Below are 24876 nucleotides of genomic sequence, written 5' to 3' on the forward strand. Positions count from 1 at the left end.
TTAATTTTATAAAACTGAAATAAAAACAGGAACAATGAACAAAGTAATTCTTTTAAAAAACCGCCCAAAAGGACGTCCCTCGCTTGAAGATTTTGAATTTACCAAAGAAGAAAAACCAAAACCAAAGGAAGGCGAGATACTGTTAAAAACTAAATATGTTTCAGTAGATCCGTATTTGCGTGGACGGATGCGCGATGAAAAATCATATATAGAACCTTTTGAAATTGGAAAGCCTCTTGAATCTGGCATTATCGCTGAAGTTATTGAATCTAATAACAAAAATTTTGAAAAAGGAGATTTCGTAAACGGAATGCTTCAATGGAAACAATTTCAAGTTTCAAACGGGAATGGGCTAAACAAGGTTGATAATGAAAAAGCCCCACTAAAAGCCTATTTGGGCATTTTAGGACTAACCGGACTAACCGCATATTTAGGTTTGGATAAAATAGGAAAACCCCAAAAAGGTGAAACCCTTTTAGTTTCCGGGGCCGCGGGTGCGGTTGGAAGCGTTGCCGGCCAGATAGGGAAAATAAAAGGCTGCCGCGTTGTGGGAATTGCAGGAAGTGAGGAAAAAATTGACCGTATTCAAGAAAAGTTTGGTTTTGATGCCGCCATCAATTATAAAACTACTGAAAATATGAAAAAGGCAATCGCGGAAGCTTGTCCCGACGGTGTGGATGTTTATTTTGACAATGTGGGCGGTGAAATTTTGGATGCTGCGCTTGATAATATGAACAAATACGGAAGAGTAATAAACTGCGGCGCTATTTCACTCTACAATAAAACGGAAACACCTACAGGTCCGCGGGTGGAAACAACGCTCATAAAAAACAGTATTTTAATGCAAGGCTTTACCGTACGCGATTTTGTAAAGGACTTTGGTCCCGCCCAAAAGCAATTGGCCGCATGGATGGAAAAAGATAAACTAAGTTATTTAGAAACTGTTGTTGAAGGTTTTGAAAACATTCCAAAAGCGTTTATAAACCTGTTTGATGGGAAGAATAAAGGGAAAATGATCGTTGTGGTTTAATCTTTTTCTGAAATTTTCAAATAATAATTTTCACCTTTTTCCAAGAGAATTGAATGGTTGAAGAAAATGGTTTTATCACTAAAATTTGCTTCAATCAAATAGTAATTTCCTTTGAAATAGCTTTTTTTCACGGTTACTTCAAACGGTGTTTTTTTTTCGGAAATTTTAATTTGATGTGGAAAAATGATGGTTTCTTCGAAAGCTTTTTCAGAAGAAAAAAGATTTTTAGGAAGTAAGTTCGCTTCGCCGAAAAAGCCAGCTTGATATTCCGTAGAAACTTTTTTGTAAATGATTTCCGGAGTTCCGTATAGTTCTTCGGTACCGTTTTTCAACATTAAAATTTGGTCTGAAAAAGCCAAAGCTTCATCGCTGTCGTGGGTAGCGGTGATGCAACTGATGCTTTTCTCTTTTAGATAATTGAAAATTTTTCGCTGTAATTTATTTTTTCTGAAAACATCAATATTGCTGAAAGGCTCGTCCAGCAAAAGGATTTCGGGTTCGTTTGCCAACGCTTTTGCCAAGGCCACGCGCTGTTTTTGTCCACCGCTGAGGTTTTTCACCATCGTATTTTTGAAGGCTTCCATTTCAACAACCTCCAACAGTTCGTCAATTCTTCTTTCATCCTTTTCTCCATCCAAACCAGAAAGGTGCGAACCCAAATTTTCAGCAACAGTAGTAAACGGCATAATGTTGAATTCCTGAGCAACGAGTTTCATAAAAGGTTCGCCGGGAACGAGGGTTTTTGTTGGACCGAGCAATTTATTTTCGTTGTAAAAAATAGTGCCATTTTCTAAATGGAGCAAGCCGTAAACAAGATGTAAAAGGGTGGATTTTCCGCAGCCACTTTCGCCAAGAATACTGAGATGCTCGCCGGGTTTTAGTTTGAACTGTATATCCTTTAAAATGATTTTTTCAGAATAGGAAAAGGAATCGATTTCAACTTTTAGCATCACCAAAAAAATTATTTTGCAAAAATTCCTTCACTATCCAAAACTGGAAGCGAAACCACTTTTTCTTCTGAAATACTATTTGGTTCAAAAATGAATCTGCGTTCAAAAAGTTTGTTTTCAGCAAAAAAAGTGAGCAAATATTCGTTGGTAAAACCCAAAACCTCGGTAGGAATAAATTCAACTTTTGCAACGGTTTTCGGCTTTATATTTCCCAATCCATGGCGTAAAGTTGAAGTTTTTTTGTCTTCGCTTTTTCCGCGCGACATTACCAAAACCGTGGTGATTTCATCTGTTCGATTGTTTATCAAATAGATGTTCCATTGTTGTTCGGTAAATTCTTTGTCCCATTCCTTTACGGCAACAATATACACGTTTTCAGCTTTGGGTATTTCAATATCTTTTCGCATAATCAATCTTCAATTTTCCACATAATCCAAACTGCTAAAAGTGCAATTGCCGAAACGCCAAGCAAAATAGTCCCTATTACAATTTTTAGTGCTGCAATCACAAAAGTAAGGTACGCTACTACAGCGGCAACAATTACCAAAAGAGCAATAACAAGGTATTTTTTCATAATGTTTTATTTAAATCTTATGTCTTAAGCGCAGAGGTCTTACGTCTTTTTTAAAGCACACTTTTAAATTGTTCCAAAAAGCGAACGTCGTTTTCGCTAAACATTCTAATGTCTGGAATTTGGTGCAATAACATCGCGATACGGTCAATACCAACGCCAAACGCAAAACCTGAATATTCCTCGGGATCGATACCACAGTTTTTAAGCACGTTTGGATCTACCATTCCGCAACCGCCAATTTCCAGCCAGCCGGTTCCTTTGGTGATTCTGTAATCTGCTTCGGTTTCCAGCCCCCAGTAAACATCAACTTCGGCGCTTGGTTCGGTAAACGGAAAATAGGAAGGGCGAAGACGGATTTTTGATTTTCCGAACATTTCAGTAGTGAAATATTGCAACGTCTGCTTCAAGTCTGCGAAGCTTACGCCTTTATCTACATACAAACCTTCCACTTGGTGGAAAAAGCAGTGTGAGCGCGCTGAAATGGCTTCATTTCTATACACACGACCCGGCGAAATGGTACGAATGGGCGGTTTGTTGTTTTCCATATACCGAACCTGTACCGAAGAAGTGTGCGTACGCAACAAAACATCGGGGTTGGTTTGGATGAAAAAGGTATCCTGCATATCGCGCGCAGGATGATATTCGGGTAGATTCAATGCGGTGAAATTATGCCAGTCGTCTTCAATTTCGGGCCCTTCGGAAACGTTGAAACCTATTCGTAAAAATATGTCGATAATTTTGTTTTTTACGATGGAAATAGGGTGGCGCGAGCCCAACGGAACCACTTCGCCCGGACGGGAAAGATCGCCGTAAACGCTTTTGGATTCTGAGTTGTTTTCAATAGCATCCTTAAGCGAATCTACTTTTTCCTGCGCTGCGTTTTTAAGTGTGTTTATAACCTGTCCAAACTCTTTTTTCTGCTCGTTGGGCACGTTTTTGAATTCGGCGAAAAAGTCATTCAACACCCCTTTTTTGCCTAAATATTTTATGCGAAAGTTTTCTATTTCTTCTTTATTGGTTGAAGAAAAGGCTTGTACCTCGGCTATGTGGTTTTTTATTGTTTCTATCATTACAAAATCTTCTCTAAAATATTTTAGTTTATCACTTTTTTCTCCCAAAAATACTGCACAATAGCCTCCTTCATTAAAACGCTTTGTTCGCCAGCTTTTAGCGGGGGTAATTGTTCCAAAACGGTGTAATGCGGCCACCCCTCCTCGTCGTAATAATCAAACTGATAATACCCGTAAGGCTCCAAAAGGCGGCAAATGGCAATGTGCATCAGGTTTAGCTTTTCGTCTTTTTTAAATTTCCGGTGCAGTTGGCCCAGCTCTTGAACGCCTATTAAATAGATGATGGCGTCCAAATCCAAAACTTGGTCATCTGCAAAACGGGCGCCCAGCATTTTTACTACTGCTTCCCATCGTTCCTTTAATTGTTCGTCGCGTGCCATTTTTTGAAAAAAATTAGTTTGCAAAGATACGGCTTTCAATTTCCAAATAGCAAACTTCAAATTCCAAAAGCCATCCTTGGAATTTTAAAATAAATTGTCAATTCAGAAAGTGCTATATTTAGGAAAATTTTCAGTTAATGAACACAATAGACATTGTACTCGGGATAATTTTTATCATCGCTTTTTTTGTAGGTTTTAAAAAAGGATTGCTGCGCTCGCTCGCATCATTAATAGGTTTGGTGGTCGGTGTTTACTGCGCTATGTACTTTTCTGATTATGTAAGGGTTTATGTTGAAAAATGGTTTGATTGGAGTGCAGATTTAACGAGAATAGCATCATTTTTAATTACCTTTTTCTTAGTAATGTTCCTTTTTAGTTTATTGGGAAGACTTCTAACCAAAGTTGCGGATTTTGCGATGTTGGGAATTTTCAATAAGCTGTTGGGTGGAGTTTTCAACGTATTGAAGTTTGCTTTTTTAATAAGTGTAATTTTTATGTTTGTAAATGCTTCAGAAAATTATAGAATCCTTACCGAAGAAAAGCGGGAATCATCGCTTTTCTACACACCGGTTGCGGCCATTGCTCCGGCGGTATTGCCCACAATAATGGAGGAAGTTGACAATTTAAACATTGAAGATTCTGAAATTACCCCAAAAGAAAACCCCGATGAAACGGGGCTTCCTGCAGAGCAATAAAATAGCTTACACTACATTTTTTATATTATTGCGTGCGTATTTTACAGCTTCTTTAAAGTCGCTGAAAATAAGTTCCTTCGGTACTAAGTCTGGAATAATATCAATTCTTTCCATCATTACACGGGGCTGTGCCGGAAGATCTTCAAAAATAGGCGTAATACCTTTTTTGGTGATGTTCATTAACACTTCTTCCAGCGCATAAAGCCCTGATTGGTCTATATAAGGAGTTTTTCCCATTCGTATAATTACATGGGTTGCCGTATCGGGAATTTGATTTGCCAACTGTTGAAAATCTGAAGTATAACCAAAAAACAAGGGCCCTTCCAAACGTTTTATGAATACTTCTTCTTTCAGTTTTTCTGGAAAATTCAATTCATCGCTCCAAGCCAGGGTAAGTTCGTCAGCATTTGCTAAAGGAACAACTTTAGACTGATCGGCTGTAAGGTCTCCAATTTTCTTCATAAAAATGATAGCAGCCAAAACCAATCCTATTCCTACTGCATAAACAAGATTCCAAAATACGGAAAGCAATAGTACCACAATCATAATAGTAACTTCAGCTTTCTGCATTTTAGGGATTGCTTTCAGTCCTTTATAATCCATTACGCCTATACCAACGGTTATCAAAATTCCCGCAAGTACGGCTGCAGGAATCTGTGATGCTACCGGGCCTAAAGCCAATAAAATCACAAGCAATAGCACAGCGGCAATCATCCCAGAAAGTTTGGTTGTACCTCCAGATTTAATGTTTACAACCGTACGGATCGTCGCTCCTGCTCCAGGTATTCCGCCAAAAATTGCAGCGACACTGTTACCAATACCTTGGCCCAACAATTCTTTGTTTGGGTTGTGTTTGGTTTTTGTCATATTATCTGCTACCACGGAGGTTAAGAGGGAGTCAATAGCACCTAAAAACGCTAAAGTTAGCGCTGTAAAAATATAGGGTGAAATCTGTCCAAATTGGAATTCTGTAAAAATATTCAAATTCGGAATAGGGAAACCACCCGGAATCTGGTCAATAGGCTGATAATTTAATTTCAGAAAATATGCACCAACCGATACAAGCAGTAATGCCACCAATGTACTTGGAACTTTAGTGGTTACTTTTTTGAACCCGTAAATAATAAAAATGGTTAGTGAAGCGAGAATGAATTCCAACCAATTAATATTAGCGATTGCTCTGGGCAAAGCTTTTATAGCACCGGCAACTCCTGATGTTTCAGATTTTGCAAGCACTTTTGCTTCCTGAAGAATCTCTTCTTCTGAAATCTGTTCGGAACGACTAATGGTTTCCTCAAAATCCTCAAGGACCAAAATCCCTTCACCCGCTTCATCACTCAAAATATTGGTCATTATTGCCTCTTCAGCCTGGGGCTTAAAACTTTCGATGAATGCGGTATCGTCTTCGGTATAATAACCCAAAACCGGCAAAAGCTGAGTAATTAAAATAATTACTCCGATGGCCGTCATAAAACCTGAAACCACGGGATAGGGAATGTATTTTATATATTTTCCCACTCCTGTGACGCCCAGCAAAATTTGCATTAATCCAGCCAGTAAAAAAACCAATAAAATATATGGTAAGGCTTGTTCTACGCTACCATTGTGTGAAGCAATTATACCCGCAATAACAACCATGGAAACGGCCGTCATGGGCGCTGTAGGTCCAGAAATCTGGGTGTTTGTTCCACCGAATAGTGAAGCAAAGAAACCTATAAAGATAGCACCGTATAATCCGGCATCGGGCCCAAGTCCCGATTGGACACCAAATGCAAGTGCTAGGGGCAGAGCAACAATTCCGGCGGTTATTCCACCGAAAAGATTACCTCTTAAATTTGTAAATATGTTTTTCATGTTTTAACTGGTTTTATTCGTGAAAAAAGTTTACTTCACCTGTATTAATATCATACATGCCACCATAAATCTGTATTTCATTATTGTCTTCCATCTCTTTTAAAATGGGACTCATGGAGCGGATATTTGCAATGGCCATATGAACATTTGTTTCAGAAACGGTATCTACAAACTCACTATTTTTAGAATTTCTCAGACTTTCATCTTTAGGTTCTTCCACAGCTTCTACAGCAGGTTTAATTTTGCTTATCATCGCCGTCAAATTGCCCATTTTTGCATCATCGCAAGCTCCTTTTATTGCCCCGCAGGCGGTGTGGCCCAATACCAAAACAATTTTGGAACCGGCCAGTTTACAGGCAAATTCCAAACTTCCCAAGATGTCTTCATTTATAAAATTGCCTGCTATCCGCACGCTGAAAATATCGCCAAGACCTTGGTCAAAAACCAATTCTGCAGAAACTCGAGAATCTATACAACTTAATATTGTGGCAAACGGAAACTGACCGTCGCTAGTATCATTTACTTGTTCCAATAGGTTTCGATTCGCCTTTAGGTTATTCTGAAATCGAATGTTACCTTCCTTTAAATATTGAAGGGCTTTTTCAGGGGTCATGGTTGCCTGGGTTTCAAATGTATGTGCTTTCATAATATGATTATTTTTTATACTGAAATTATATGAATTGTTCCCAAAGCCAATAAAATTGGCACATCTTTCCAGATTGCAAATGCAACGGAACTATTTCTGGGAAATAGATTAAAAAGGTATTGTGGGAAAAGACTAAGCTTTTCGGGGAGGAGGCGATACTACGTCTAGAAAGACGTTTGAGTATCTGTCTATTTGAAAACCATCTCGGTTTTTATGTTTTTTCAGAAATTCTAAGCTTTCACAATTGGAATGTAACTTTTCAATATCGAAAACGAAATTGGGCTTGGGCATTTTGTTCGAATTTTCTTCCTCGTTCATTGAAAAAAATGTAGAAACATCAGCCTGATTACCAGAAAGGCTTATAATGGCTGGCGTTACAAGAAAACTTGTAAAGACGAGCAACAATAAAATACTGGTTAACCGCAAGCGTGTTTTTTTTAAGAAAAGCAAAAATAGCAGAATTTGGCTAAAATCCTGTTAACTAAATATTAATTCTAAAGCTGTTTTAAGTCTGAAGCAGGAATCCAACCGTCTTTTCCATCGGCCAAACTGATGCGAAACCAGTTTCCGTCCTGTGCCAAAATCTGGACTTTTGTTCCTTCGTGTAGCGTGAAGGCTACATTGCTGCCCATTGTTGGTTCCGTTTTAACCTCTATTTCGCTTGCAAAAATAATAGCGGGTTGATTTTTTGAATAATCACCGTAAGACAGAAAAGCCATTGTCAACGAAGCGATTAATAAAAAACCTGCAAACATGGAGCCCACAAAAAGCAAGCGTTTTCTTCTTTCGGAAAAAGCAAAGTAATAAAAGAGGAACAGCGCAACAAAAAAGATTGAAAAAACAATTGCCGCGATTGCCCAGCCATCAAAAGTAAAAAAGCCAGCAATGCTTTTGTACCATTTCGAAAAGACCGTTTGTGGCAAAGGTTCTATTGAATCAATCCTTGCATTTTCGGCAAAAGCAAGGTTGTTTTTTATGTCTTGGTCATTCGGTGAAAGCTGAAGCGCTTTTTCATAATAATAAACACTCGGGCCAATGTGATTTAGTTTATACTGCGCATTACCCAAGTTGAAATAAAGCTCCGCAGAATGCTCCCCTTTGTCCAAAATTTGCTTCCAGGCGTTGATTGCCTGTTGGTATTTTCCGTTCTTATAAAGCTCTTTTCCTTGTTCAAAAAGTTTTTCATTTTGTCCAATACCAGAGAAAGAAAGAAGTAAAATTAGTGTGTACAGCAGCTTTTTCATCGTCCTCAATTTTTACTGTATTTGTTTGTCAATGTTTGAAATCACTTCCACCGCTTTGCCATAATCCTGTTGTACAGAAGCCGTTGAAGAGGAGGCATATCGGGCAAATTCACAGCTTTTTAACAAACTGATAAAACGCTCTACCGTTGGTGCTTCCACATTTCGTTCAAGCAACATTTTTGAAATAAGGCCCTTTTCCATTTCAGAAGTCTCAATATTCAGCTTTGCTTTCAAATAATTGTGAAGCGCACGCTCCAAAGCTTCATAAAATGCAATGGGGTTTTGAATGTTCCGTTTTGCTTCGGAAAGGTATTTTTTGGCAAGTTTATTTGCACGACGCAGTTTGTTTCCTTCCACATCGTCCATACGTTGCTTTCGCTTTTTCCCCGCAAGAATAAACAGCGGAATTAACAAAAATGGACCGCCCAAAAGCGACCAAAATAATGGGGATTTAAAGAAATTTTTCTGTGCAATCGGCTCTAGGTTAGCATCTAGTTTTATATACTTAAAATTGTCTTTTGAGAGAACAACTTGCTTTTTTGCATCGTTGGAATTTGCAATTGGATTTGCCGAACTTATGGGCCCATTTTCAACTTCAATCGTAAATTCTTTTGAAGTAATGGTTCTATATTTTTCGGTCTTTGGATCGAAGAATGAAAACGTGATTGGATTCACAGGATATGTTCCTTTAAATTGCGGAACAATAGTATAGGAATCAGTTATGTTGCCTGACATTCCACCGATGGTCGTATTTACGTTTTCGTTATGTTCGGGTTCATAGACTTCTAAAGTATTAGGAAGTTTTACCGCGGGAAGTGTGAACAATTTCAAATTTCCTTTGCCTGAAACTTTTACATCCAATTGTAAAGATTCGTTAGCGTTTAGTTGGGTTTTATTAGTGTTCACATCAAAAGTGAAATCGCCCACAGCACCATTGAAACCATCGGGTTTTCCTTCCAATGGAAGCGGTTTTACATCAATAGTACGTTTTCCTGCCGAAATTGTTTTATTGACACGTTCCATAACCCGTCTGCCAAAAATATCACGTCGGTTGCCCTGAACGTCGATTGGAATATCCAGAGTAAGAGGCTCTATTTCCAATTCTCCAGTTTTTTGTGGATAAAGCACTGTAGTTCTTAAAACCACATAACGATAGTCTTCTCCGTTGTATTTGCCCTCGTAAACTTTAAAATTGTTTTGATTGTCAATATTCTGGCTCCAAAAGTCTGCATATTTTGGGGTGTCAATCTCGCGCCATTGACTAGTAATACTTACGTCGTGTGAAACATATAATTTGTATGTAACTGTAAGTGCTTCGTTCAAATACGGATTGGCGTTTGAAACTTCTGCAACCAAATGCACATTTTCACTGGCTACATAATCTGCATTGTTGCCGTCTTTTGGCACTTCCACCGCGGCGGTCACTTCCACCTCAACGGGAAGGGTTTTATAGATTTCACCTTCTATTTCAATTGTGGCTTGGGCAATGGTAATTTTACCGCGGGTTTGCGGTGCTAAAAAATAGGAATACGTTTTTGAAAAACTTCGTTTGCCGTTTATCCACGAATTACTGATGGATTGATTTGGCCCACCAACTACGCGGAAACCATCAAAACTTGGTGGTCTAAAATTGTCGCCATCCTGGTTCATTTCAAAATCTATCCGCAAACGCTCGTTTATTCCAAGTCTTTTTTTGCTGACCTTGGCATCAAACTGAACCTGTGCTGTTGCAGCAATGCTGCACAGTACAAATCCTAAAAGGAATAAAAAACTTTTCATCTTCATAATCTACCAATCTTTATCCGTTCTCACTTTTGCGCCCTTCTGTTTTTCGGCATTTATCTTATCCTGGGTTTTTTTCTCTTCGTTGTTCATAGCTTCCAGCAAACTTTTCACTTGTTGTGGTGAAAGTTGTCCGGGAACTGGTTGTTGCTGTTGCGGCTTGTCGCCCGCTTCGTCTTTTGGCTCATCGGGTTTGCCTTGGCCTTTGTCCTTTTCGTCTTTCTCGTCGCCTTTGTCGCCCTCGTTATTTTTATTGTCCTGGTCCTGTTGGTCTTTTTTATCCTGGTCTTGGTTCTCCTTGTTTTGGTCTTTGTCGTCCTTATTATCGTCTTGGGGCGGTGGCGGATTTTTTTCTAACATATCCTTCGCCAATGCTAAATTATACCGCGTTTCATCATCATTTGGATTGTTGCGAAGTGCATTTTTATACGCTTCCACAGCTTCGGTATATTTTTTTTCGTTCATATACGTATTCCCGAGATTGTGGAAGGCTTTGTGTTTTTCGGCTTTACTGTTGGCAGTAGTTGCTGCTTGTTTAAAACGAAGCATGGCCTCGGCGTTCTTTTCTTTTCCGTAGTAAGCGGTGCCCAGATTGTACTTTGCAGTTTCGCTTTTTGGGTTCAGGGAGATCGCTTTTCGGTAATCTGCTTCTGCTTCGGGAAATTTATCTTTTTGAAGCGCTTGCTGGGCCTCACTTAAATAATTCTGAGCAGCCTTCAGTTCTTTTTCTTGTTCCTTATTTTGGGGCTGTGCAAATGAATTAATTGAAAAAATGACAGCACAAAGAACCATTCCAATTCTTCGCGTACTTTTATTTTGAAAAAACCTTCTATCTGCAAACATCATTTTATTGTTTTTCCTTTTCATTAAACAAATTCAACTTTTTGAGCCAGGCTGTTTGCCGTTCCAAAAAGAACACATCTAAAACTAGCAAAAACAATGCCCCAGCCAAAAACCACTGGAATTGATCCTTAAAATCCGTAAATTGCTTGGCCTCAAATTCTTTTTTATCCATTCCATTCAGAATGGCTTTTACTTGTTCAACAACCACTTTTGTATTTGAGCCGTCAATATACTCACCATTAGCGGTATTAGCAATCTCTTTAAGAGTTTCTTCACCTAATCGGGTGATAACCTGCTCGTTATTTTGGTCGCGTTTGTAATATTGCAGCACGCCGTTTTCTTTAATAGGAATTGGACCGCCCTCCGCAGTTCCCACGCCGATGGTAAAAATGCGGATTCCTTTTTCAGCAGCGTCTTCAGCTATTTCAGAAACATTGCCTTCGTGATCCTCTCCATCAGAAATTAGGAAAAGTACACGATTGGTTTGCTCTTCGTCGTCATAAAAAGTCTGCGCCAATTCAATGGCTTGCGTAATGGCGGTTCCTTGCGAAGAAACCATATCTGTGTTCATGCCGCTCAAAAACAGTTTTGCGGAAGAAAAATCTGAAGTAATGGGAACTTGCGGAAAAGCGCTTCCGGCGTAGCCTATGATGCCAATTCTATCGCCTGCCAGACCGTTGATTATTTGCGTAATGAGCTGTTTTGATTTTTCAAGACGGTTTGGCGCAATGTCTTCTGCCAACATACTTTTTGAAACGTCCAATGCGAAAACAATATCTACACCTTCCCTTTTGACGGTTTCAAGCTTGGTTCCAATCTTTGGATTTACCAAAGCAAAACTTAAACAGGCAATGGCCAAACAAAGCACCAAAACTTTTAAAATAGATTTGAAAAGCGAACGGTTTGGACTTAATTTTTTAAGCAATTCCTTATCGACAAACCGTTTCTGAATTGTTTTTTTCCAAACCAAAAGCAATAGAAAAACCACTACTATCACCGGAATGGCGAAGAGAATGTAGAAATATATGGGTTGTTCTAATTGGTACATTTTTAAATAAATCCTTTAAATACTGTTGTTCGTAACAAAAACTCAAAGCAAATTAAAATCAAGGCGAAAATGGCCCATGGACGGAACATTTCGTTATAATTTGTGTATTTGAATTCTTCAATATCGGTTTTTTCCAGTTTGTTGATTTCTTCGTAAATCTGCTCCAGTTTGGTAGTGCTCGTTGCCCGGAAATACTGGCCGCCAGTTTTTTCAGCAATTTCTTTTAGCAATGCTTCGTCAATTTCTACTTGTACATTTCCGTATTGAAAACCGCCATCGGGACGGATACCGATAGGCGACATCGCCATTCCGTTGCTTCCCAAACCGATTGTGTACACTTTTATGCCAAATTCCACAGCAAGCTCGCTTGCAATTTTTGGATCAATAAATCCTGAGTTGTTTACCCCGTCCGTCAACAAAATAATCACTTTGCTTTTTGCGCGGCTTTCTTTTAAACGGTTTACCGCTGTTGCCAGACCCGAACCTATTGCGGTTCCACCTTCAATAGTCGTATTGTAAGCTATATTTTTTAATGATGAAAGCACAATGGTTTTATCGCTCGTCAAGGGCGTTCGCGTATAGCTTTCGCCGGCATATTCTACCAAACCAATTCTATCATTCGGACGGCCGTTTATAAAACGTGCAGCTACTGTTTTCAATGCTTCCAAACGGTTTGGCTTTAAATCGCGCGCCAGCATACTTGCCGAAACGTCTATAGCCATTACGATATCAATCCCTCGCGTGGTTTTTGTTTTGGTGGATTCGTCAACGGTTCTTGGGCGAGCCATCGCAACAATCAAAGCCGAAAGCGCCAAAATGCGAAGCACAAAAAGCAAAGGTTTTAATCGAGCCAACCAGTTTTTCCCAGATTTAAAACCGCTAATGCTTGAAATTTTTAGAGAAGCGGTTTGCTGTTTCCGTTTCCATAAATACCATAGCACGAGCATTGGAAGTATAAGTAACAACCAGAAAAACTGTGGATTTACAAATTCGAAATTACTGCCCATCTTTTGCTGCTATTTCAAGCTCTATGGAAGCTTCAATTCTTTTTAATATTTCTTCGGCGTACTTGCCGTCATCTTGATAGACTATCAAAACCTCCTGGAGGCCATTTTTCTGTGCGAAAAGCAATAATTCATAAGTGCTTTTCTTTTTCAAAACTTTAGTATCTGAAACCTGTACGTTGAATTCACCGTAAGCCTTTAAACCTTTTATTCCTTTTTCGGTTTCAAAATCGTCGCGTTTTACAATTAGGTTTTTCGCGCCACTTTGTTCGAGGTCGTCCAAAACAGCATCGAGTGCCGTTTCCAGGGCAATGTTCTGTTTTTGGCTGAACTGTGTGGTTGAAACCATAATGTAAAGCGGGGAATTCATTTCGCCATAGATGAAGAAATCCCTTCCCATCACCGCACTTTTATCGGCATTTGTAATTGGGGCTTCCGCACGGACGAGCACTTCGGGGGTTTCCAAAATTACTGCGGGATTTCCGTACTCACTATTTATCCATCTTCCTTCTGAAAGTTCGCGGAGGTCGTTTCCTAAAACCTTGTCTTTTAAATTGTCGAAACCTGTAACTGCTCCATAAATAACCCCTGCCAATACAACTGCGGCAAGCACGCCCGAGATTCCCAAAACCCATTTTCTGCGTTGGCGTTTTTTCTGAAGTTTTTCAAGGTATTCCTGATTTGCCAAAAGTTCCTCCTCAGTAGGTTCGGGAACGGCTTCATGCGTTTCGTTGATGATTTCCTCAATTGTTTTTCTATCAACTTCGGCTTGCCCGGATTCTTGGTTCATTTTTGCGAATTTCACCAAATCGGCACGTTTGAAAATTGAATCCAGTTTTCGAATTGTTTCCAGATCAAAATCGAAACTTCCAGCATCTTTGTGCATCATCAATCGCGTGATTAGCTCGTCGCTGGTGCTTTCCAAAGCGGCTTCGTCCACTTCGCGATCCAAATAGCGTTTTACGATTTCGGTGAGACTACTATAATATTCCTTGCTTTTGTTTTCTTTTAAAAGCTGACTATTGTCCAATGTTTTCAATGCAACGATTGCTTCTTCATAAGGCGGCAATTGCTTTTCGGCGGCGTCTTTTCGTTTTTTTCTTCGGAAGAGATAAATGGCGATTCCAATAATCAGCAAAATTGGCACCAGCCAATACAAAAGCGATAACCAATCAAACGGGGGGCTTTTCACTTCCATCGCTGGTTTTATGTCGAACATTTTCTGTTTGGTCGTATCAACGGGGACGTCCGCCACTATAACCTTTATGGAATCGGTCAAAAATGGTTTGTTGTTAATGAAAATTCGCTGCGAGGGAATGGTGTATTTTCCGCTATCAAACTGCGTTAAGCCGTATTTTTTGATGAGACGGATTTTTGAAGCTTCGAAAGTGGTATCCGTTTTATAGGATTCAATCATTTCCAAAGGCGCAAAAGTTTGCTCTTCAGGAAAAACCACGACATCGGTGGAATCTGCTTGTACGTTTATTGTGTAAAGAATTTCTTCACCGATTTTAATTTTTGTGGAATCGATTGAGGAATTTACTTGTGAAAAAGAGGAAAAAGAAAATAGAATAGAGAATAGAGAAACTAGAAAATAGTGGTTTCTGAGAAATTTTGAATTTCCTATTTTTTGATTTCTATTTAATCTAAAATCTAACATCTAAAGTCTAAAATCTATTTTAACGTCTTTTAAAATACCCCAATAATTTTTTCACATAACTTTCGTCAACTCTACTGCTTAAAGCACCTGCGCCGCTTTTTGTAAATGACTCGGTGAAATAATCCACACGTTCACGATGGTAACTGTAATATTGGTTGCGTACGCTTTTGGAGCCTGTGTTTACCAGTAAAAGTTCGCCAGTTTCCTGATCTTGCATTTGTACCATTCCAAGGTTTGGAATGGTTTCTTCGGCTTTATCGTAAACCCGAATTCCAGTTACATCGTGTTTTCGGGCGGCAATTTTCAAAGTGTCGCGGTAACCGTCTGCAATAAAGTCTGAAAGCACAAAAACGATGGCTTTCTTCTTCATTACGCTGCTTAAAAATTTCAAGGCGTTGGCAATATCGGTCTTGTTACTATTTGGCTTGAACTCAATCAATTCACGAATAATACGAAGTACGTGCGACTTGCCCTTTTTCGGAGGAATGTAAAGTTCAATTTCATCTGAAAAAAGAATCAATCCCGTTTTGTCGTTGTTCTGCATTGCTGAAAAAGCGAGTGTTGCGGCAATTTCGGTAATGATTTCATTTTTGAATTGTTCCTGCGTTCCGAAAAATTCGGAACCGCTAATGTCAACCATCAACATCAACGTAAGCTCGCGCTCTTCCTCAAAAACTTTTACGAAAGGTTCGTTGTAGCGAGCGGTAACATTCCAATCAATATTCCGAACATCATCGCCAAACTGATATTGGCGCACTTCGCTGAACGTCATCCCCCGACCCTTAAACGTACTGTGATACTCGCCACCAAACACGTGATCGCTCAACCGCCGCGTTTTGATCTCGATTTTACGTACTTTTTTAAGAAGTTCTTTGGTATCCACTGCGATAGTTTCAGGTTTCAGGTTTGAAGTTTCAGGTTAAAAGCATCTAAAACTTTCAACTTTTAACTTTAGACTTTGAACTTTTTAGGGTACTTCAATTACGTTTACAATCTTGTTGATAATGTCTTCGGAAGTAATGTTTTCAGCCTCCGCTTCGTATGTAATACCAATTCTATGTCGAAGTACGTCATGCACTACGGCGCGAACATCTTCAGGCACTACATAACCGCGACGACGGATAAAGGCGTAACATTTTGCGGCAATGGCAAGGTTGATACTTCCACGTGGGGAAGCACCAAAATTGATAAGCGGTTTTAAATCTGCAAGCCCAAAATTTTCTGGCGTTCTTGTGGCGAAGATGATATCGAGAATGTATTTCTCAATCTTTTCATCCATATAAACTTCACGAACGGCAGCTTGAGCTCTTAAAATTTGATCGATGGTCGCTACAGGATTTACTTGATCGTATGCGCCTTTTAAGTTTTGGCGAATAATCAGTTGCTCTTCGGCAATCTGTGGATATTTTATAACCGTTTTCAGCATAAAACGGTCAACCTGCGCTTCGGGCAATGGGTAGGTTCCTTCCTGTTCTATCGGGTTTTGGGTTGCCATTACCAAAAATGGTTTGTCGAGCGTAAAAGTGGTTTCGCCAATGGTAACCTGCTTTTCTTGCATCGCCTCCAAAAGTGCGGATTGTACTTTTGCGGGAGCACGGTTAATTTCGTCCGCAAGAACGAAGTTGGCAAAGATCGGTCCTTTTTTTATGCTGAAATCGTTCGCCTTCATGTTATAGATCATCGTTCCCACAACATCTGCAGGAAGTAAATCTGGAGTAAACTGTATGCGGCTAAAACTACCGTGAACAGCTTTTGAAAGTGTATTTATGGCAAGGGTTTTTGCAAGTCCGGGAACACCTTCCAAAAGAATGTGGCCTTGGCCCAAAAGTCCAATCATAAGACGTTCTACCATGTGTTTCTGGCCTACTATTACTTTATTCATTTCCATAGAAAGCACATCTACAAAAGCACTTTCCCTTTCAATTTTTTCATTTAATGCCCCAATGTCAAAGGTCGAATTTGTATTTTCCATACCGTATTTAGATTCAATTTAAAGCCTTTATAAAAAGACGGTGCAAATTGAAAATTTATTGATTAAAAGCCTGTTAACAATTGGTTAAAATAAAAAAAAGGAAAATTTAAATTTTTCTTAGCGATGGCAAGCTTTTTAAAGTATTTCAATATTTATAAAAATGCTTTTATGAAGTATTTCAGAAGTAGTACTTTTAAGAAAAATAATTTATGAAAAACAAAACTGCATTTATAACAGGCGCAACTTCGGGAATCGGGATGGCAACTGCAAAACTTTTCGCTAAAAATGGTTTGAAATTAATTCTCTGCGGAAGAAGGGAAGATAGATTGAAAATATTGTTGGAAGAGCTTTCAACGTCGACCGAAGTTCATACTTTGCGTTTTGATGTCCGCAATAAAGAAGAAGTTTTTTCGGCAATCAACTCACTTCCGCAGCAATTTTCAGAAATTGATATTTTAATAAACAATGCCGGTAACGCCCACGGAATGGACACTATTGAGGAAGGTAGCATTGAGGATTGGGATGCCATGCTGGACATTAATGTGAAAGGTTTACTTTATGTAAGCAAAACTATTCTGCCAAAAATGATTGAGCGAAAAAGAGGCCACATTATAAATATTGGTAGCACTGCCGGAAAGGAAATTTACCCCAAAGGAAACGTATATTGCGCCAGTAAACATGCTGTGGACGCCATAAACCAGGGCATGCGATTGGATTTGAACGGTAAGGGAATAAAAGTTGGCGCCATAAATCCAGGCTTGGTTAAGACTGAATTCAGCGAAGTGCGATTTAAGGGTGATTCTGAAAGAGCCGAAAAAGTCTATAAAGGTTATACGCCATTAAAACCCGAAGATATTGCCGATATTATTTGGTTCGCCGTAACGCGTCCGCCGCATGTTAATATTGCAGATTTGACTGTTATGTGTTTGGACCAGGCTTCTTCGACAATTGTAAATAAAAATTAAACTAAGATGCATCCCGAGCGCAGTCGAGAGGTTTCTTAAAAGTTAGAATTTCTCTTTTAAATTGGTCTCGACTGCGCTCGACCAGACATTGAAAATAAATGATCAATAAAAGACTTCTCATCAAAAACCTCCTCGCCCATAACGACGAGAGTAGTTTCTATGATAAAAAGCGAAAAATAGATCTCGGCACCAAAGAAGGAAAGGCGAAATTTTTAAAACATATTTGTGCGCTCAGTAACAGCAATCCGGCAAATAATTCCTTTATCGTAATTGGCGTTGAGGACGAAACCAATGAAATAACTGGCGTTGATTTTTTTGACGACAGCAAAATCCAAAACCTTATAAACGCCTACCTTACCAATGCTCCGCTCATTATTTATGAAAACGTGGCGTTCCCTAATTTGCCTTCAGACAAAGTTGTTGGGCTGGTAACCATTCGCCCCAATGGATTGATCACTTCGTTGCGCAAAAACATTTGGAAATATTGGGGCGGTTCCATTTTTCTACGCGATGGCAGTATTTCAATGCCGAAGGATTTTGATATTGAGATAAAAGATGTGAATTCAGAAATCGTAAAATCCATTGAAAATGCTGCCAAAAACAATATTGAACTCACGCTGGACGGCGTGATGGATTTCATAAACAATCGCCACAAAGATTTGGAAAGCCATTACAAAGTTTTTAAGGAACAATTTGTAGTCTGTTGGGCAGGAAATCCTAAAAAGGCAAGGAAAAATTTGTATTATTCCCGTGTTGATATTGAATTGATCAACGAGCAGGTTCGGCTATTTTATTCGGCATTGGACGAAGTAAGTATTGAGTTTACAAATGATTACTTCAAAACTGTGGAATATGTGCATTTGGGCCTCAACGAACAATTCAAATATTATCCATTGGAAGAAGTTACAATTCACTTCAAAGAAAACGGCTCATATAATATGGAGTCCAAGCTTATTTTTGAACCGCCACAGTTCAACAAAAAGACCCTTTACCATATATATAACGCAAACAACGCAGTTTTGGAAAAGCTGAAAAAGAACATTCCGCTTACCGCTTCCGAAGAAAAAGATTTGCGAAATCTTCCCTCAACCTATCTCATTTGCTATCTAAATAGCTTTGAAGATGCGAAGGATAAATTACAAGAGGCAAAAGATTTTTTAAGGGATTATGATGCCGAAGCCTATCAACTTTCAAAGGAATCGCTGCGCATTTTGCGGAAGGTGAGTTATAATTAATTTGTTTTCAACCTATTTTTATATCTTTAAACTTGATTAATATAAATATGAAAATATGGGCATCTTCGACAAAATAAAAGAAAAACTAAGCAATGAATTCATTGACATCATCGAGTGGCTGGATTATACCGATGACACCATTTGTCACCGTTTTGAACGCTACCAAAACGAAATAAAAAACAACGCAAAACTTATAGTCCGCGAAGGGCAGACCGCGGTTTTTATAAACGAAGGCCAATTGGCAGATGTTTTTAAGCCTGGAACTTATACTCTGAACACGCAGAATCTTCCCATTTTAACCACCTTAAAAGGGTGGAAGTATGGTTTTGACAGCCCTTTTAAGGCGGAGGTGTATTTTGTAAATACCCATCTTTTTACGGATGAAAAATGGGGAACAAAAAACCCGATAACCTTGAGCGATGACCGTTTCGGTTTGGTAGAAATTCGTGCTTTTGGAACCTATGCCTTCAGAATTAACGATGCTGGAAAATTTATAGTTGACATCGTTGGAACGGACAATAACTTCACAAATTTCGAAATAAATGAACATTTAAAAAGTCTTATTGCCACACGATTTACTGATACTGTTGGTGAAGCGAAATTACCAATAGAACTTTACGCTGCAAATACTACCGAACTTTCCGAAACCTGTAAGGAAGTGATGCAGCCAGAATTCAACAGCGTGGGAATTTCTTTGGAAAAATTCTTTATTGAAAACGTTTCCATGCCTGAAGATCTTAAAAAGGAAATCTTCGAATACAGCCGAATCGACAAGTTGGATCTTGATAAACTTACCAAATTCAAAACTGCAAAAGCCATTGAAGCTGCCGCTGCAAATGAAGGTGGAACAGCTGGAGCAGGAATGGGCATGGGCATGGGCTTCGTACTCGCGCAACAAATGGGCGGCATGATGAATCCACAAATGGGGCAACAGCAAGCTCAGCAACAACAGCAACAGGGTGGCATGATGCCACCACCAATGCCTGCAGCAGTCCAATATTTTTACGCTGTCAATGGCACACAGACCGGTCCGGTGAGTTTTGAGCAGTTGCAATCTTTGTTTGCGAGCAGAACTGTGAATAAAGACACTTTAGTTTGGAAAGCCGGTTTGGCAGAATGGACACCGCTTCAGCAAATTGAAGAATTGAAATCGTTTTTGGGCGGAAATACACCACCGCCACTTCCACCGCAATAATTGATTTTGAAACAATTCTGAAATACTAATTCCTTTGGAAGAATAACTTCATGGAAGAAATTTCACCCAAAAAATCTGAACTCAAAAAATCCTGCGTCAATTGTGGCGCAGAACTCACGTATTCTCCGGGAACAACGGAGTTGAAGTGTGATTATTGTGGTTATAAACAAACTATTGCTCCTTCCGAAAATGGCTTTGAGGAATTGGAATTGAAGCCTTATCTCGAAAAGATGGGCTCTCAAAAACACAGTGAGGAAATCATTATGCTTCACTGTAAAAATTGCGGCGCCAATCAGCATATTGAGGAAAACTACAAGTCGCTTTCATGTATTTATTGCGGTTCGCCTTTAATTATTGAAGATGCTTATAAAGAGGAATGGATTCTTCCGGGGGCTGTTTTGCCATTTCAGATTGATCAAAAAAAGGCGCATCAAATTTTTAAAACTTGGGTTGATGGCCTTTGGTTTGCTCCCAACAATCTTAAAAAAGCTGCCATAGATCCTGAAAAAACACGAGGTTTATATGCACCTTATTGGACATTTGACGCCCAACTTTATGCAGATTATACAGGACAGCGTGGGGAATATTATTATGTTACCAAAACCGTTGGAAGCGGCAAAAATAGAAGAACCGTCCAGGAAAGGAGAACCCGTTGGTATCCAGCTTCAGGTAGCGTTTCGGGTTTTGTGGATGATACATTAATAAAGGCTTCCGGTCAAAAAACAGGGGTTATTCCGCAAAAGATTGCACGATGGAATTTACAATTGTTAAAGCCTTTTGACAATTCCTATTTGGCTGGTTTCGTTACCGAAAAATACACAATTCCGCTTTTGGATGGACATACTGAAAGTAACAAAGTTGCAGAACAAATTGCAGATAGTTGGGTACGGCGCGATATTGGTGGAGATACGCAACAAGTCTCTTCCATGAAAATGAAACTGACCGAAGAAACTTTTAAGCACATTCTGCTTCCGGTTTACATAAGCACCTATAAATTTAAAGGCAAACGCTATAACTTTTTTGTAAATGGACAAAGTGGTGTCATTTCGGGCGAACGACCGTATTCTTTTTGGAAAATTTTCTTTTTGGTGCTTGCTATAATTTTGGCAATTGCGCTTATTTACTTATTTTCATCCTAATGAGAACAGTTGTAATTGGTGATATTCACGGAGGTTTTAGAGCCTTGAAACAAGTATTGGAAACTGCAGATCTTCCGAAGGATACAAGATATATTTTTGTGGGCGATTATGTGGACGGCTGGAGCGAATCTGCCGAGGTGGTTTCGTATTTAATTGATTTTTCTGAAAAAAATGATTGTATTTTCATTCGCGGAAACCACGACGAATTACTTTACAAATATTTGAAATTTGGAGAGAAAAACCCTATGTGGCTCAATCAGGGCGGTGAAAGTAGCGTAAAAAACTATTCAAAAATTTCCGAGGCAGAAAAGGAAAAGCATCTTCAGTTTTATGAAAATTTGATGAATTTTCACATCGATTCCGAAAACCGTCTTTATCTGCATGCGGGATTTACCAATCAGCACGGGCCGCAAAACGAATACTACCCAAACTTGGTCTATTGGGACCGAACCCTTTGGGAAATGGTCTGCGCAATGGATTCGAATATTTCAGAAGAAAACGATAAATATCCAAAACGGCTAAAGCTTTTCAAGGAAATCTATATCGGTCACACGCCTGTAACCCGAGTTGGTTTTGATAAACCCGCTAATTTCGCAAATGTGTGGAATGTTGATACCGGCGCCGCTTTCAAAGGAGAAATCTCTATGCTTGACGTAGATTCAAAAGAAATTTGGCAAAGTGAGCCTGTATTTAAATTATACCCAAATGAAAACGGCAGGAATTAATACTTCTTTATAATAAATTTCGCTGTACAGTCCCTATCTTTGTAGTTACCTCTAAAATAATACCATGGCACTCAAAAATATCCGTTTGGAAGTAATGCAGACTGTTGAAAAGAAAATTGACAGTTATATTGATCAATATCTTATTCCAGTTAATGAAATTTGGCAACCAACCGATCTTTTGCCCAATTTTCAAAAAGAAAATTATATGGATGAGGTTATCCAAATCCGTGAGGAAGCCAAAGAACTAGGTTATGATTTTTGGATTGTTTTGGTAGGCGATATGGTTACTGAGGAAGCGTTGCCAACCTACGAAAGTTGGTTGATGGATATGGAAGGAGTAGATCAACACGGCCGAAATGGTTGGAGCAAATGGATTCGCCATTGGACAGGAGAGGAAAACCGCCACGGCGATACTTTGAACAAATATCTCTATCTATCCGGAAGGGTAAATATGAAAGAAGTTGAAAAAACTACGCAGCATTTAATAAACGACGGTTTTGAAGTTGGAACAGGTCGCGATCCGTATCGAAACTTTATTTACACAAGTTTTCAGGAATTGGCTACCAATGTTTCACACAACCGTGTTGGAAAAATAGCAAAGAAAAAGGGCAATAAAATGCTTGCGAAAATGTGCAATATTATTGCGGGCGATGAAATGCGTCACCACTTGGCTTATCGTGAATTTGTAAAAACCATTTTTGAATACGACGCCAGTGAAATGATGATTGCATTTCAAGACATGATGCAGAAAAAAATAATCATGCCTGCTCAAAACCTTCGCCAAAGCGGTGGAAAAATGGCTTCTGCTTTTGATGATTTCAGTAACGCAGCACAGCGTTTGGGCGTTTATACTACATTTGATTACATAGATATTCTTGAAAAATTGAATGCCCATTGGGAAATTTCAAAAATCAGTGGCTTAACCGATGAAGCTGAAAAAGCAAGAGATTATCTTTTAAAATTACCATCGCGAATGATGCGAATTGCTGAAAGGATAAAAATTCCGCAGGATGCAAACCGCTTTAAATGGGTTGAGGCGAATGGGGTAGTGTAAGCCCCTCCCAGCCTCCCCGAAGGGGAGGAGATTGTAATCCAAAAAAAACCTCACAGGTCTCTGAGACCTGTGAGGTTTTTTAATTCATGCCCACAACATTTCCCCCTTCGGGGGTTAGGGGCCTTTATAAATCAAACTTAATACCCTGCGCTAATGGCAATTCATCACTATAATTAACAGTATTGGTTTGTCTTCTCATATATACTTTCCAAGCATCAGAACCAGNTAAATCAAACTTAATACCCTGCGCTAATGGCAATTCATCACTATAATTAACAGTATTGGTTTGTCTTCTCATATATACTTTCCAAGCATCAGAACCAGACTCGCGGCCGCCACCTGTTTCTTTTTCGCCACCGAAAGCACCGCCAATTTCTGCTCCCGAAGTCCCAATATTTACATTTGCAATTCCGCAATCTGATCCTGCGAATGATAAGAACTTTTCAGCCTCTTTTAATTCATTGGTCATTATTGCAGATGATAAACCTTGTGCAACGCCGTTTTGCATTTCGATGGCATTTTCTACGTCACCGCTGTATTTCAATAAATATAAAATAGGAGCAAATGTTTCGTGTTGTACGATTTCAAAACTGTTTTCAGCTTCAATGATTGCTGGTTTTACGTAGCATCCACTTTCATAGCCTTCACCTTCTAAAACGCCACCTTCAACGAGTACTTTTCCGCCTTCAGATTTAGCTTTTTCGATTGCTTTTAAATAAGTATCAACTGAATCTTTATCGATTAATGGCCCAACGTGATTTTTTTCATCAAGTGGATTTCCAATAACGATTTGCTCATAAGCACCAACAATTGCATCCCTAACTTTATCATAAACACTTTCGTGAATTATCAATCTTCGGGTTGAAGTGCAACGTTGCCCGCAAGTTCCAACGGCGCCAAATACTGCGCCTGGAACAACTACTTTTAAATCTGCTGTTGGTGTAATGATGATAGCGTTGTTTCCGCCCAATTCCAATAAAGATTTTCCAAAACGCTCTGCAACCTTTGCGCCAACAATACGTCCCATTCTTGTAGAACCTGTTGCTGAAATTAAAGGAATTCTTGTATCGGTCGTCATCATTTCGCCCACTTTATAATCACCGTTGATGATGGAGGAAATGCCTTCGGGAAGATTATTTTCTTTTAAAACACCCGCAATAATGTTTTGGCATGCTACTGAGCACAAAGGTGCTTTTTCACTTGCTTTCCACACACATACATCTCCACAAACCCAGGCTAATGCTGTATTCCAAGCCCAAACTGCTACTGGAAAGTTGAATGCTGAAATAATTCCAACAATCCCAAGAGAGTGCCATTGCTCGCGCATTACGTGGCCAGGACGCTCAGAAGGTATTGTTTGACCGTTAAGTTGTCGGGATAAGCCAACTGCGAAATCACAGATGTCAATCATTTCTTGAACTTCGCCGTAACCTTCTTGTAAAGATTTACCCATTTCATAAGAGACAAGTTTTCCCAATGGTTGTTTCAATTCGCGAAGTTTATTACCAAATTGACGCACAATCTCTCCACGTTGTGGAGCCGGCATTGCTCTAAAAGATAAGAAAGCTTTTTGGGCAGAAGTTATTACTTGCTCATATTCTTCTTTTGTGGTAGTGGTAACTTTACCAATTAAAGCCCCATCTACTGGAGAATACGAAGATATTTCTTCGCCTCCCGGAAACCATTTGTTTCCAGTAGAAGTTCCGTGGTTTAAATCTTTAATTCCTAACTTTTCCAATGCTTCTTCAATCCCGAAGCTAGTGGTTGTTGCTTGCATATAGTAATGATTTTTTATTCTGAAAATTTATGAA

The 24876-nt window shown here is 39.2% G+C and carries 23 protein-coding genes and 1 pseudogene; 8 read left to right on the plus strand and 16 right to left on the minus strand.

What is annotated here, in order from left to right; translation table 11 throughout:
* The first annotated feature begins 34 nt into the window (after positions 1-34).
* On the plus strand, positions 35-1030 hold the full coding sequence (locus tag AC58DT_RS08080) for an NADP-dependent oxidoreductase (protein ID WP_497216361.1): 996 nt from the start codon (positions 35-37) through the stop codon (positions 1028-1030).
* Here the strand turns inward: AC58DT_RS08080 and AC58DT_RS08085 are convergent.
* From AC58DT_RS08085 to AC58DT_RS08105, 5 genes are read right to left on the minus strand one after another with little or no spacing between them, the layout of a single operon-like run.
* The gene (locus AC58DT_RS08085; protein WP_497216362.1) at positions 1027-1980 is read right to left on the minus strand and encodes an ABC transporter ATP-binding protein; all 954 of its coding nucleotides are present in this window, start codon (positions 1978-1980) and stop codon (positions 1027-1029) included. The two genes, AC58DT_RS08080 and AC58DT_RS08085, sit on opposite strands and share 4 nt — an antisense overlap.
* 11 nt (positions 1981-1991) lie before the next feature.
* On the minus strand, positions 1992-2387 hold the full coding sequence (locus AC58DT_RS08090; RefSeq protein ID WP_497216363.1) for a hypothetical protein: 396 nt from the start codon (positions 2385-2387) through the stop codon (positions 1992-1994).
* Positions 2388-2389: 2 nt separating this feature from the next.
* Positions 2390-2554: a hypothetical protein gene (locus AC58DT_RS08095; protein WP_497216364.1), complete on the minus strand. Its 165-nt coding sequence runs from the start codon at positions 2552-2554 to the stop codon at positions 2390-2392.
* A gap of 50 nt (positions 2555-2604) precedes the next feature.
* A complete protein-coding gene (gene pheS / locus AC58DT_RS08100; protein ID WP_497216365.1) occupies positions 2605-3624 on the minus strand; it encodes a phenylalanine--tRNA ligase subunit alpha in 1020 nt (339 codons plus the stop codon).
* Positions 3625-3647: 23 nt separating this feature from the next.
* Complete coding sequence (locus tag AC58DT_RS08105; protein WP_497216366.1) at positions 3648-4004, minus strand: hypothetical protein; 357 nt, start codon at positions 4002-4004, stop codon at positions 3648-3650.
* A gap of 137 nt (positions 4005-4141) precedes the next feature.
* Here AC58DT_RS08105 and AC58DT_RS08110 point away from each other — a divergent pair, with 137 nt between their 5' ends.
* Positions 4142-4699: a CvpA family protein gene (locus tag AC58DT_RS08110; protein ID WP_497216367.1), complete on the plus strand. Its 558-nt coding sequence runs from the start codon at positions 4142-4144 to the stop codon at positions 4697-4699.
* Between the two features lie 6 nt (positions 4700-4705).
* On the opposite strand, the gene AC58DT_RS08115 is transcribed toward AC58DT_RS08110, so the two are convergent.
* The 10 genes from AC58DT_RS08115 to AC58DT_RS08160 all read right to left on the minus strand — a co-directional run bounded on the left by AC58DT_RS08115 (position 4706) and on the right by AC58DT_RS08160 (position 16752).
* On the minus strand, positions 4706-6553 hold the full coding sequence (locus tag AC58DT_RS08115) for a SulP family inorganic anion transporter (RefSeq protein WP_497216368.1): 1848 nt from the start codon (positions 6551-6553) through the stop codon (positions 4706-4708).
* A 13-nt stretch (positions 6554-6566) separates the two neighbouring features.
* Entirely contained in the window at positions 6567-7199 is a 633-nt protein-coding gene (locus tag AC58DT_RS08120) for a carbonic anhydrase family protein (RefSeq protein WP_497216369.1), read from the minus strand.
* 494 nt (positions 7200-7693) lie between these two features.
* Positions 7694-8443: a tetratricopeptide repeat protein gene (locus AC58DT_RS08125; protein ID WP_497216370.1), complete on the minus strand. Its 750-nt coding sequence runs from the start codon at positions 8441-8443 to the stop codon at positions 7694-7696.
* Between the two features lie 12 nt (positions 8444-8455).
* Positions 8456-10228 (minus strand): BatD family protein, encoded by a 1773-nt coding sequence (locus AC58DT_RS08130; protein WP_497216371.1) that lies wholly within the window; start codon positions 10226-10228, stop codon positions 8456-8458.
* A gap of 3 nt (positions 10229-10231) precedes the next feature.
* Positions 10232-11092, minus strand: a complete 861-nt coding sequence (locus tag AC58DT_RS08135) for a tetratricopeptide repeat protein (RefSeq protein ID WP_497216372.1) — start codon at positions 11090-11092, stop codon at positions 10232-10234.
* Positions 11073-12116, minus strand: a complete 1044-nt coding sequence (locus AC58DT_RS08140; RefSeq protein ID WP_497216373.1) for a VWA domain-containing protein — start codon at positions 12114-12116, stop codon at positions 11073-11075. Before AC58DT_RS08140 ends, AC58DT_RS08135 begins: the two co-directional genes overlap by 20 nt.
* A 2-nt stretch (positions 12117-12118) precedes the next feature.
* Positions 12119-13123 carry a vWA domain-containing protein gene (locus AC58DT_RS08145; RefSeq protein WP_497216374.1) on the minus strand — a complete coding sequence of 335 codons (1005 nt, stop codon included), beginning with the start codon at positions 13121-13123 and terminating at the stop codon, positions 12119-12121.
* The gene (locus AC58DT_RS08150; RefSeq protein ID WP_497216375.1) at positions 13113-14780 is read right to left on the minus strand and encodes a cytochrome c-type biogenesis protein; all 1668 of its coding nucleotides are present in this window, start codon (positions 14778-14780) and stop codon (positions 13113-13115) included. The genes AC58DT_RS08145 and AC58DT_RS08150 overlap by 11 nt, the downstream gene beginning before the upstream one ends.
* Positions 14781-14799: 19 nt before the next feature.
* Positions 14800-15663, minus strand: coding sequence for a DUF58 domain-containing protein (locus AC58DT_RS08155; RefSeq protein WP_497216376.1), 864 nt, complete (start codon positions 15661-15663; stop codon positions 14800-14802).
* 84 nt (positions 15664-15747) lie between these two features.
* Positions 15748-16752, minus strand: a complete 1005-nt coding sequence (locus AC58DT_RS08160; protein WP_497216377.1) for an AAA family ATPase — start codon at positions 16750-16752, stop codon at positions 15748-15750.
* Positions 16753-16961: 209 nt separating this feature from the next.
* On the opposite strand from AC58DT_RS08160, the gene AC58DT_RS08165 reads away from it, so the two are divergent.
* The 6 genes from AC58DT_RS08165 (at position 16962) to AC58DT_RS08190 (ending at position 23065) form a co-directional block, all read left to right on the plus strand.
* On the plus strand, positions 16962-17717 hold the full coding sequence (locus AC58DT_RS08165; protein WP_497216378.1) for an SDR family NAD(P)-dependent oxidoreductase: 756 nt from the start codon (positions 16962-16964) through the stop codon (positions 17715-17717).
* A 98-nt stretch (positions 17718-17815) separates the two neighbouring features.
* Complete coding sequence (locus tag AC58DT_RS08170) at positions 17816-18952, plus strand: ATP-binding protein (protein WP_497216379.1); 1137 nt, start codon at positions 17816-17818, stop codon at positions 18950-18952.
* Between the two features lie 55 nt (positions 18953-19007).
* On the plus strand, positions 19008-20147 hold the full coding sequence (locus tag AC58DT_RS08175) for an SPFH domain-containing protein (protein WP_497216380.1): 1140 nt from the start codon (positions 19008-19010) through the stop codon (positions 20145-20147).
* Positions 20148-20197: 50 nt separating this feature from the next.
* The gene (locus AC58DT_RS08180; protein ID WP_497216381.1) at positions 20198-21286 is read left to right on the plus strand and encodes a TFIIB-type zinc ribbon-containing protein; all 1089 of its coding nucleotides are present in this window, start codon (positions 20198-20200) and stop codon (positions 21284-21286) included.
* Positions 21286-22011 (plus strand): metallophosphoesterase family protein, encoded by a 726-nt coding sequence (locus AC58DT_RS08185; RefSeq protein ID WP_497216382.1) that lies wholly within the window; start codon positions 21286-21288, stop codon positions 22009-22011. The genes AC58DT_RS08180 and AC58DT_RS08185 overlap by 1 nt, the downstream gene beginning before the upstream one ends.
* A gap of 64 nt (positions 22012-22075) precedes the next feature.
* Entirely contained in the window at positions 22076-23065 is a 990-nt protein-coding gene (locus tag AC58DT_RS08190; protein WP_497216383.1) for an acyl-ACP desaturase, read from the plus strand.
* Positions 23066-23291: 226 nt separating this feature from the next.
* Here AC58DT_RS08190 and amaB read toward each other — a convergent pair.
* Positions 23292-24842: pseudogene (gene amaB / locus AC58DT_RS08195) on the minus strand (L-piperidine-6-carboxylate dehydrogenase); the annotation flags it as partial.
* Between the last annotated feature and the right edge of the window lie 34 nt (positions 24843-24876).

The organism is Aequorivita sp. CRS11 (assembly GCF_059693805.1).

Excerpts from the sequence above, each read along its gene's own strand:
- AC58DT_RS08080 (WP_497216361.1), top strand. The coding sequence starts at position 35 with ATGAACAAAGTAATTCTTTTAAAAAACCGCCCAAAAGGACGTCCCTCG.
- AC58DT_RS08085 (WP_497216362.1), bottom strand. The coding sequence starts at position 1,980 with ATGCTAAAAGTTGAAATCGATTCCTTTTCCTATTCTGAAAAAATCATT.
- AC58DT_RS08090 (WP_497216363.1), bottom strand. The coding sequence starts at position 2,387 with ATGCGAAAAGATATTGAAATACCCAAAGCTGAAAACGTGTATATTGTT.
- AC58DT_RS08095 (WP_497216364.1), bottom strand. The coding sequence starts at position 2,554 with ATGAAAAAATACCTTGTTATTGCTCTTTTGGTAATTGTTGCCGCTGTA.
- pheS (WP_497216365.1), bottom strand. The coding sequence starts at position 3,624 with ATGATAGAAACAATAAAAAACCACATAGCCGAGGTACAAGCCTTTTCT.
- AC58DT_RS08105 (WP_497216366.1), bottom strand. The coding sequence starts at position 4,004 with ATGGCACGCGACGAACAATTAAAGGAACGATGGGAAGCAGTAGTAAAA.
- AC58DT_RS08110 (WP_497216367.1), top strand. The coding sequence starts at position 4,142 with ATGAACACAATAGACATTGTACTCGGGATAATTTTTATCATCGCTTTT.
- AC58DT_RS08115 (WP_497216368.1), bottom strand. The coding sequence starts at position 6,553 with ATGAAAAACATATTTACAAATTTAAGAGGTAATCTTTTCGGTGGAATA.
- AC58DT_RS08120 (WP_497216369.1), bottom strand. The coding sequence starts at position 7,199 with ATGAAAGCACATACATTTGAAACCCAGGCAACCATGACCCCTGAAAAA.
- AC58DT_RS08125 (WP_497216370.1), bottom strand. The coding sequence starts at position 8,443 with ATGAAAAAGCTGCTGTACACACTAATTTTACTTCTTTCTTTCTCTGGT.
- AC58DT_RS08130 (WP_497216371.1), bottom strand. The coding sequence starts at position 10,228 with ATGAAGATGAAAAGTTTTTTATTCCTTTTAGGATTTGTACTGTGCAGC.
- AC58DT_RS08135 (WP_497216372.1), bottom strand. The coding sequence starts at position 11,092 with ATGAAAAGGAAAAACAATAAAATGATGTTTGCAGATAGAAGGTTTTTT.
- AC58DT_RS08140 (WP_497216373.1), bottom strand. The coding sequence starts at position 12,116 with ATGTACCAATTAGAACAACCCATATATTTCTACATTCTCTTCGCCATT.
- AC58DT_RS08145 (WP_497216374.1), bottom strand. The coding sequence starts at position 13,123 with ATGGGCAGTAATTTCGAATTTGTAAATCCACAGTTTTTCTGGTTGTTA.
- AC58DT_RS08150 (WP_497216375.1), bottom strand. The coding sequence starts at position 14,780 with ATGTTAGATTTTAGATTAAATAGAAATCAAAAAATAGGAAATTCAAAA.
- AC58DT_RS08160 (WP_497216377.1), bottom strand. The coding sequence starts at position 16,752 with ATGGAAAATACAAATTCGACCTTTGACATTGGGGCATTAAATGAAAAA.
- AC58DT_RS08165 (WP_497216378.1), top strand. The coding sequence starts at position 16,962 with ATGAAAAACAAAACTGCATTTATAACAGGCGCAACTTCGGGAATCGGG.
- AC58DT_RS08170 (WP_497216379.1), top strand. The coding sequence starts at position 17,816 with ATGATCAATAAAAGACTTCTCATCAAAAACCTCCTCGCCCATAACGAC.
- AC58DT_RS08175 (WP_497216380.1), top strand. The coding sequence starts at position 19,008 with ATGGGCATCTTCGACAAAATAAAAGAAAAACTAAGCAATGAATTCATT.
- AC58DT_RS08180 (WP_497216381.1), top strand. The coding sequence starts at position 20,198 with ATGGAAGAAATTTCACCCAAAAAATCTGAACTCAAAAAATCCTGCGTC.
- AC58DT_RS08185 (WP_497216382.1), top strand. The coding sequence starts at position 21,286 with ATGAGAACAGTTGTAATTGGTGATATTCACGGAGGTTTTAGAGCCTTG.
- AC58DT_RS08190 (WP_497216383.1), top strand. The coding sequence starts at position 22,076 with ATGGCACTCAAAAATATCCGTTTGGAAGTAATGCAGACTGTTGAAAAG.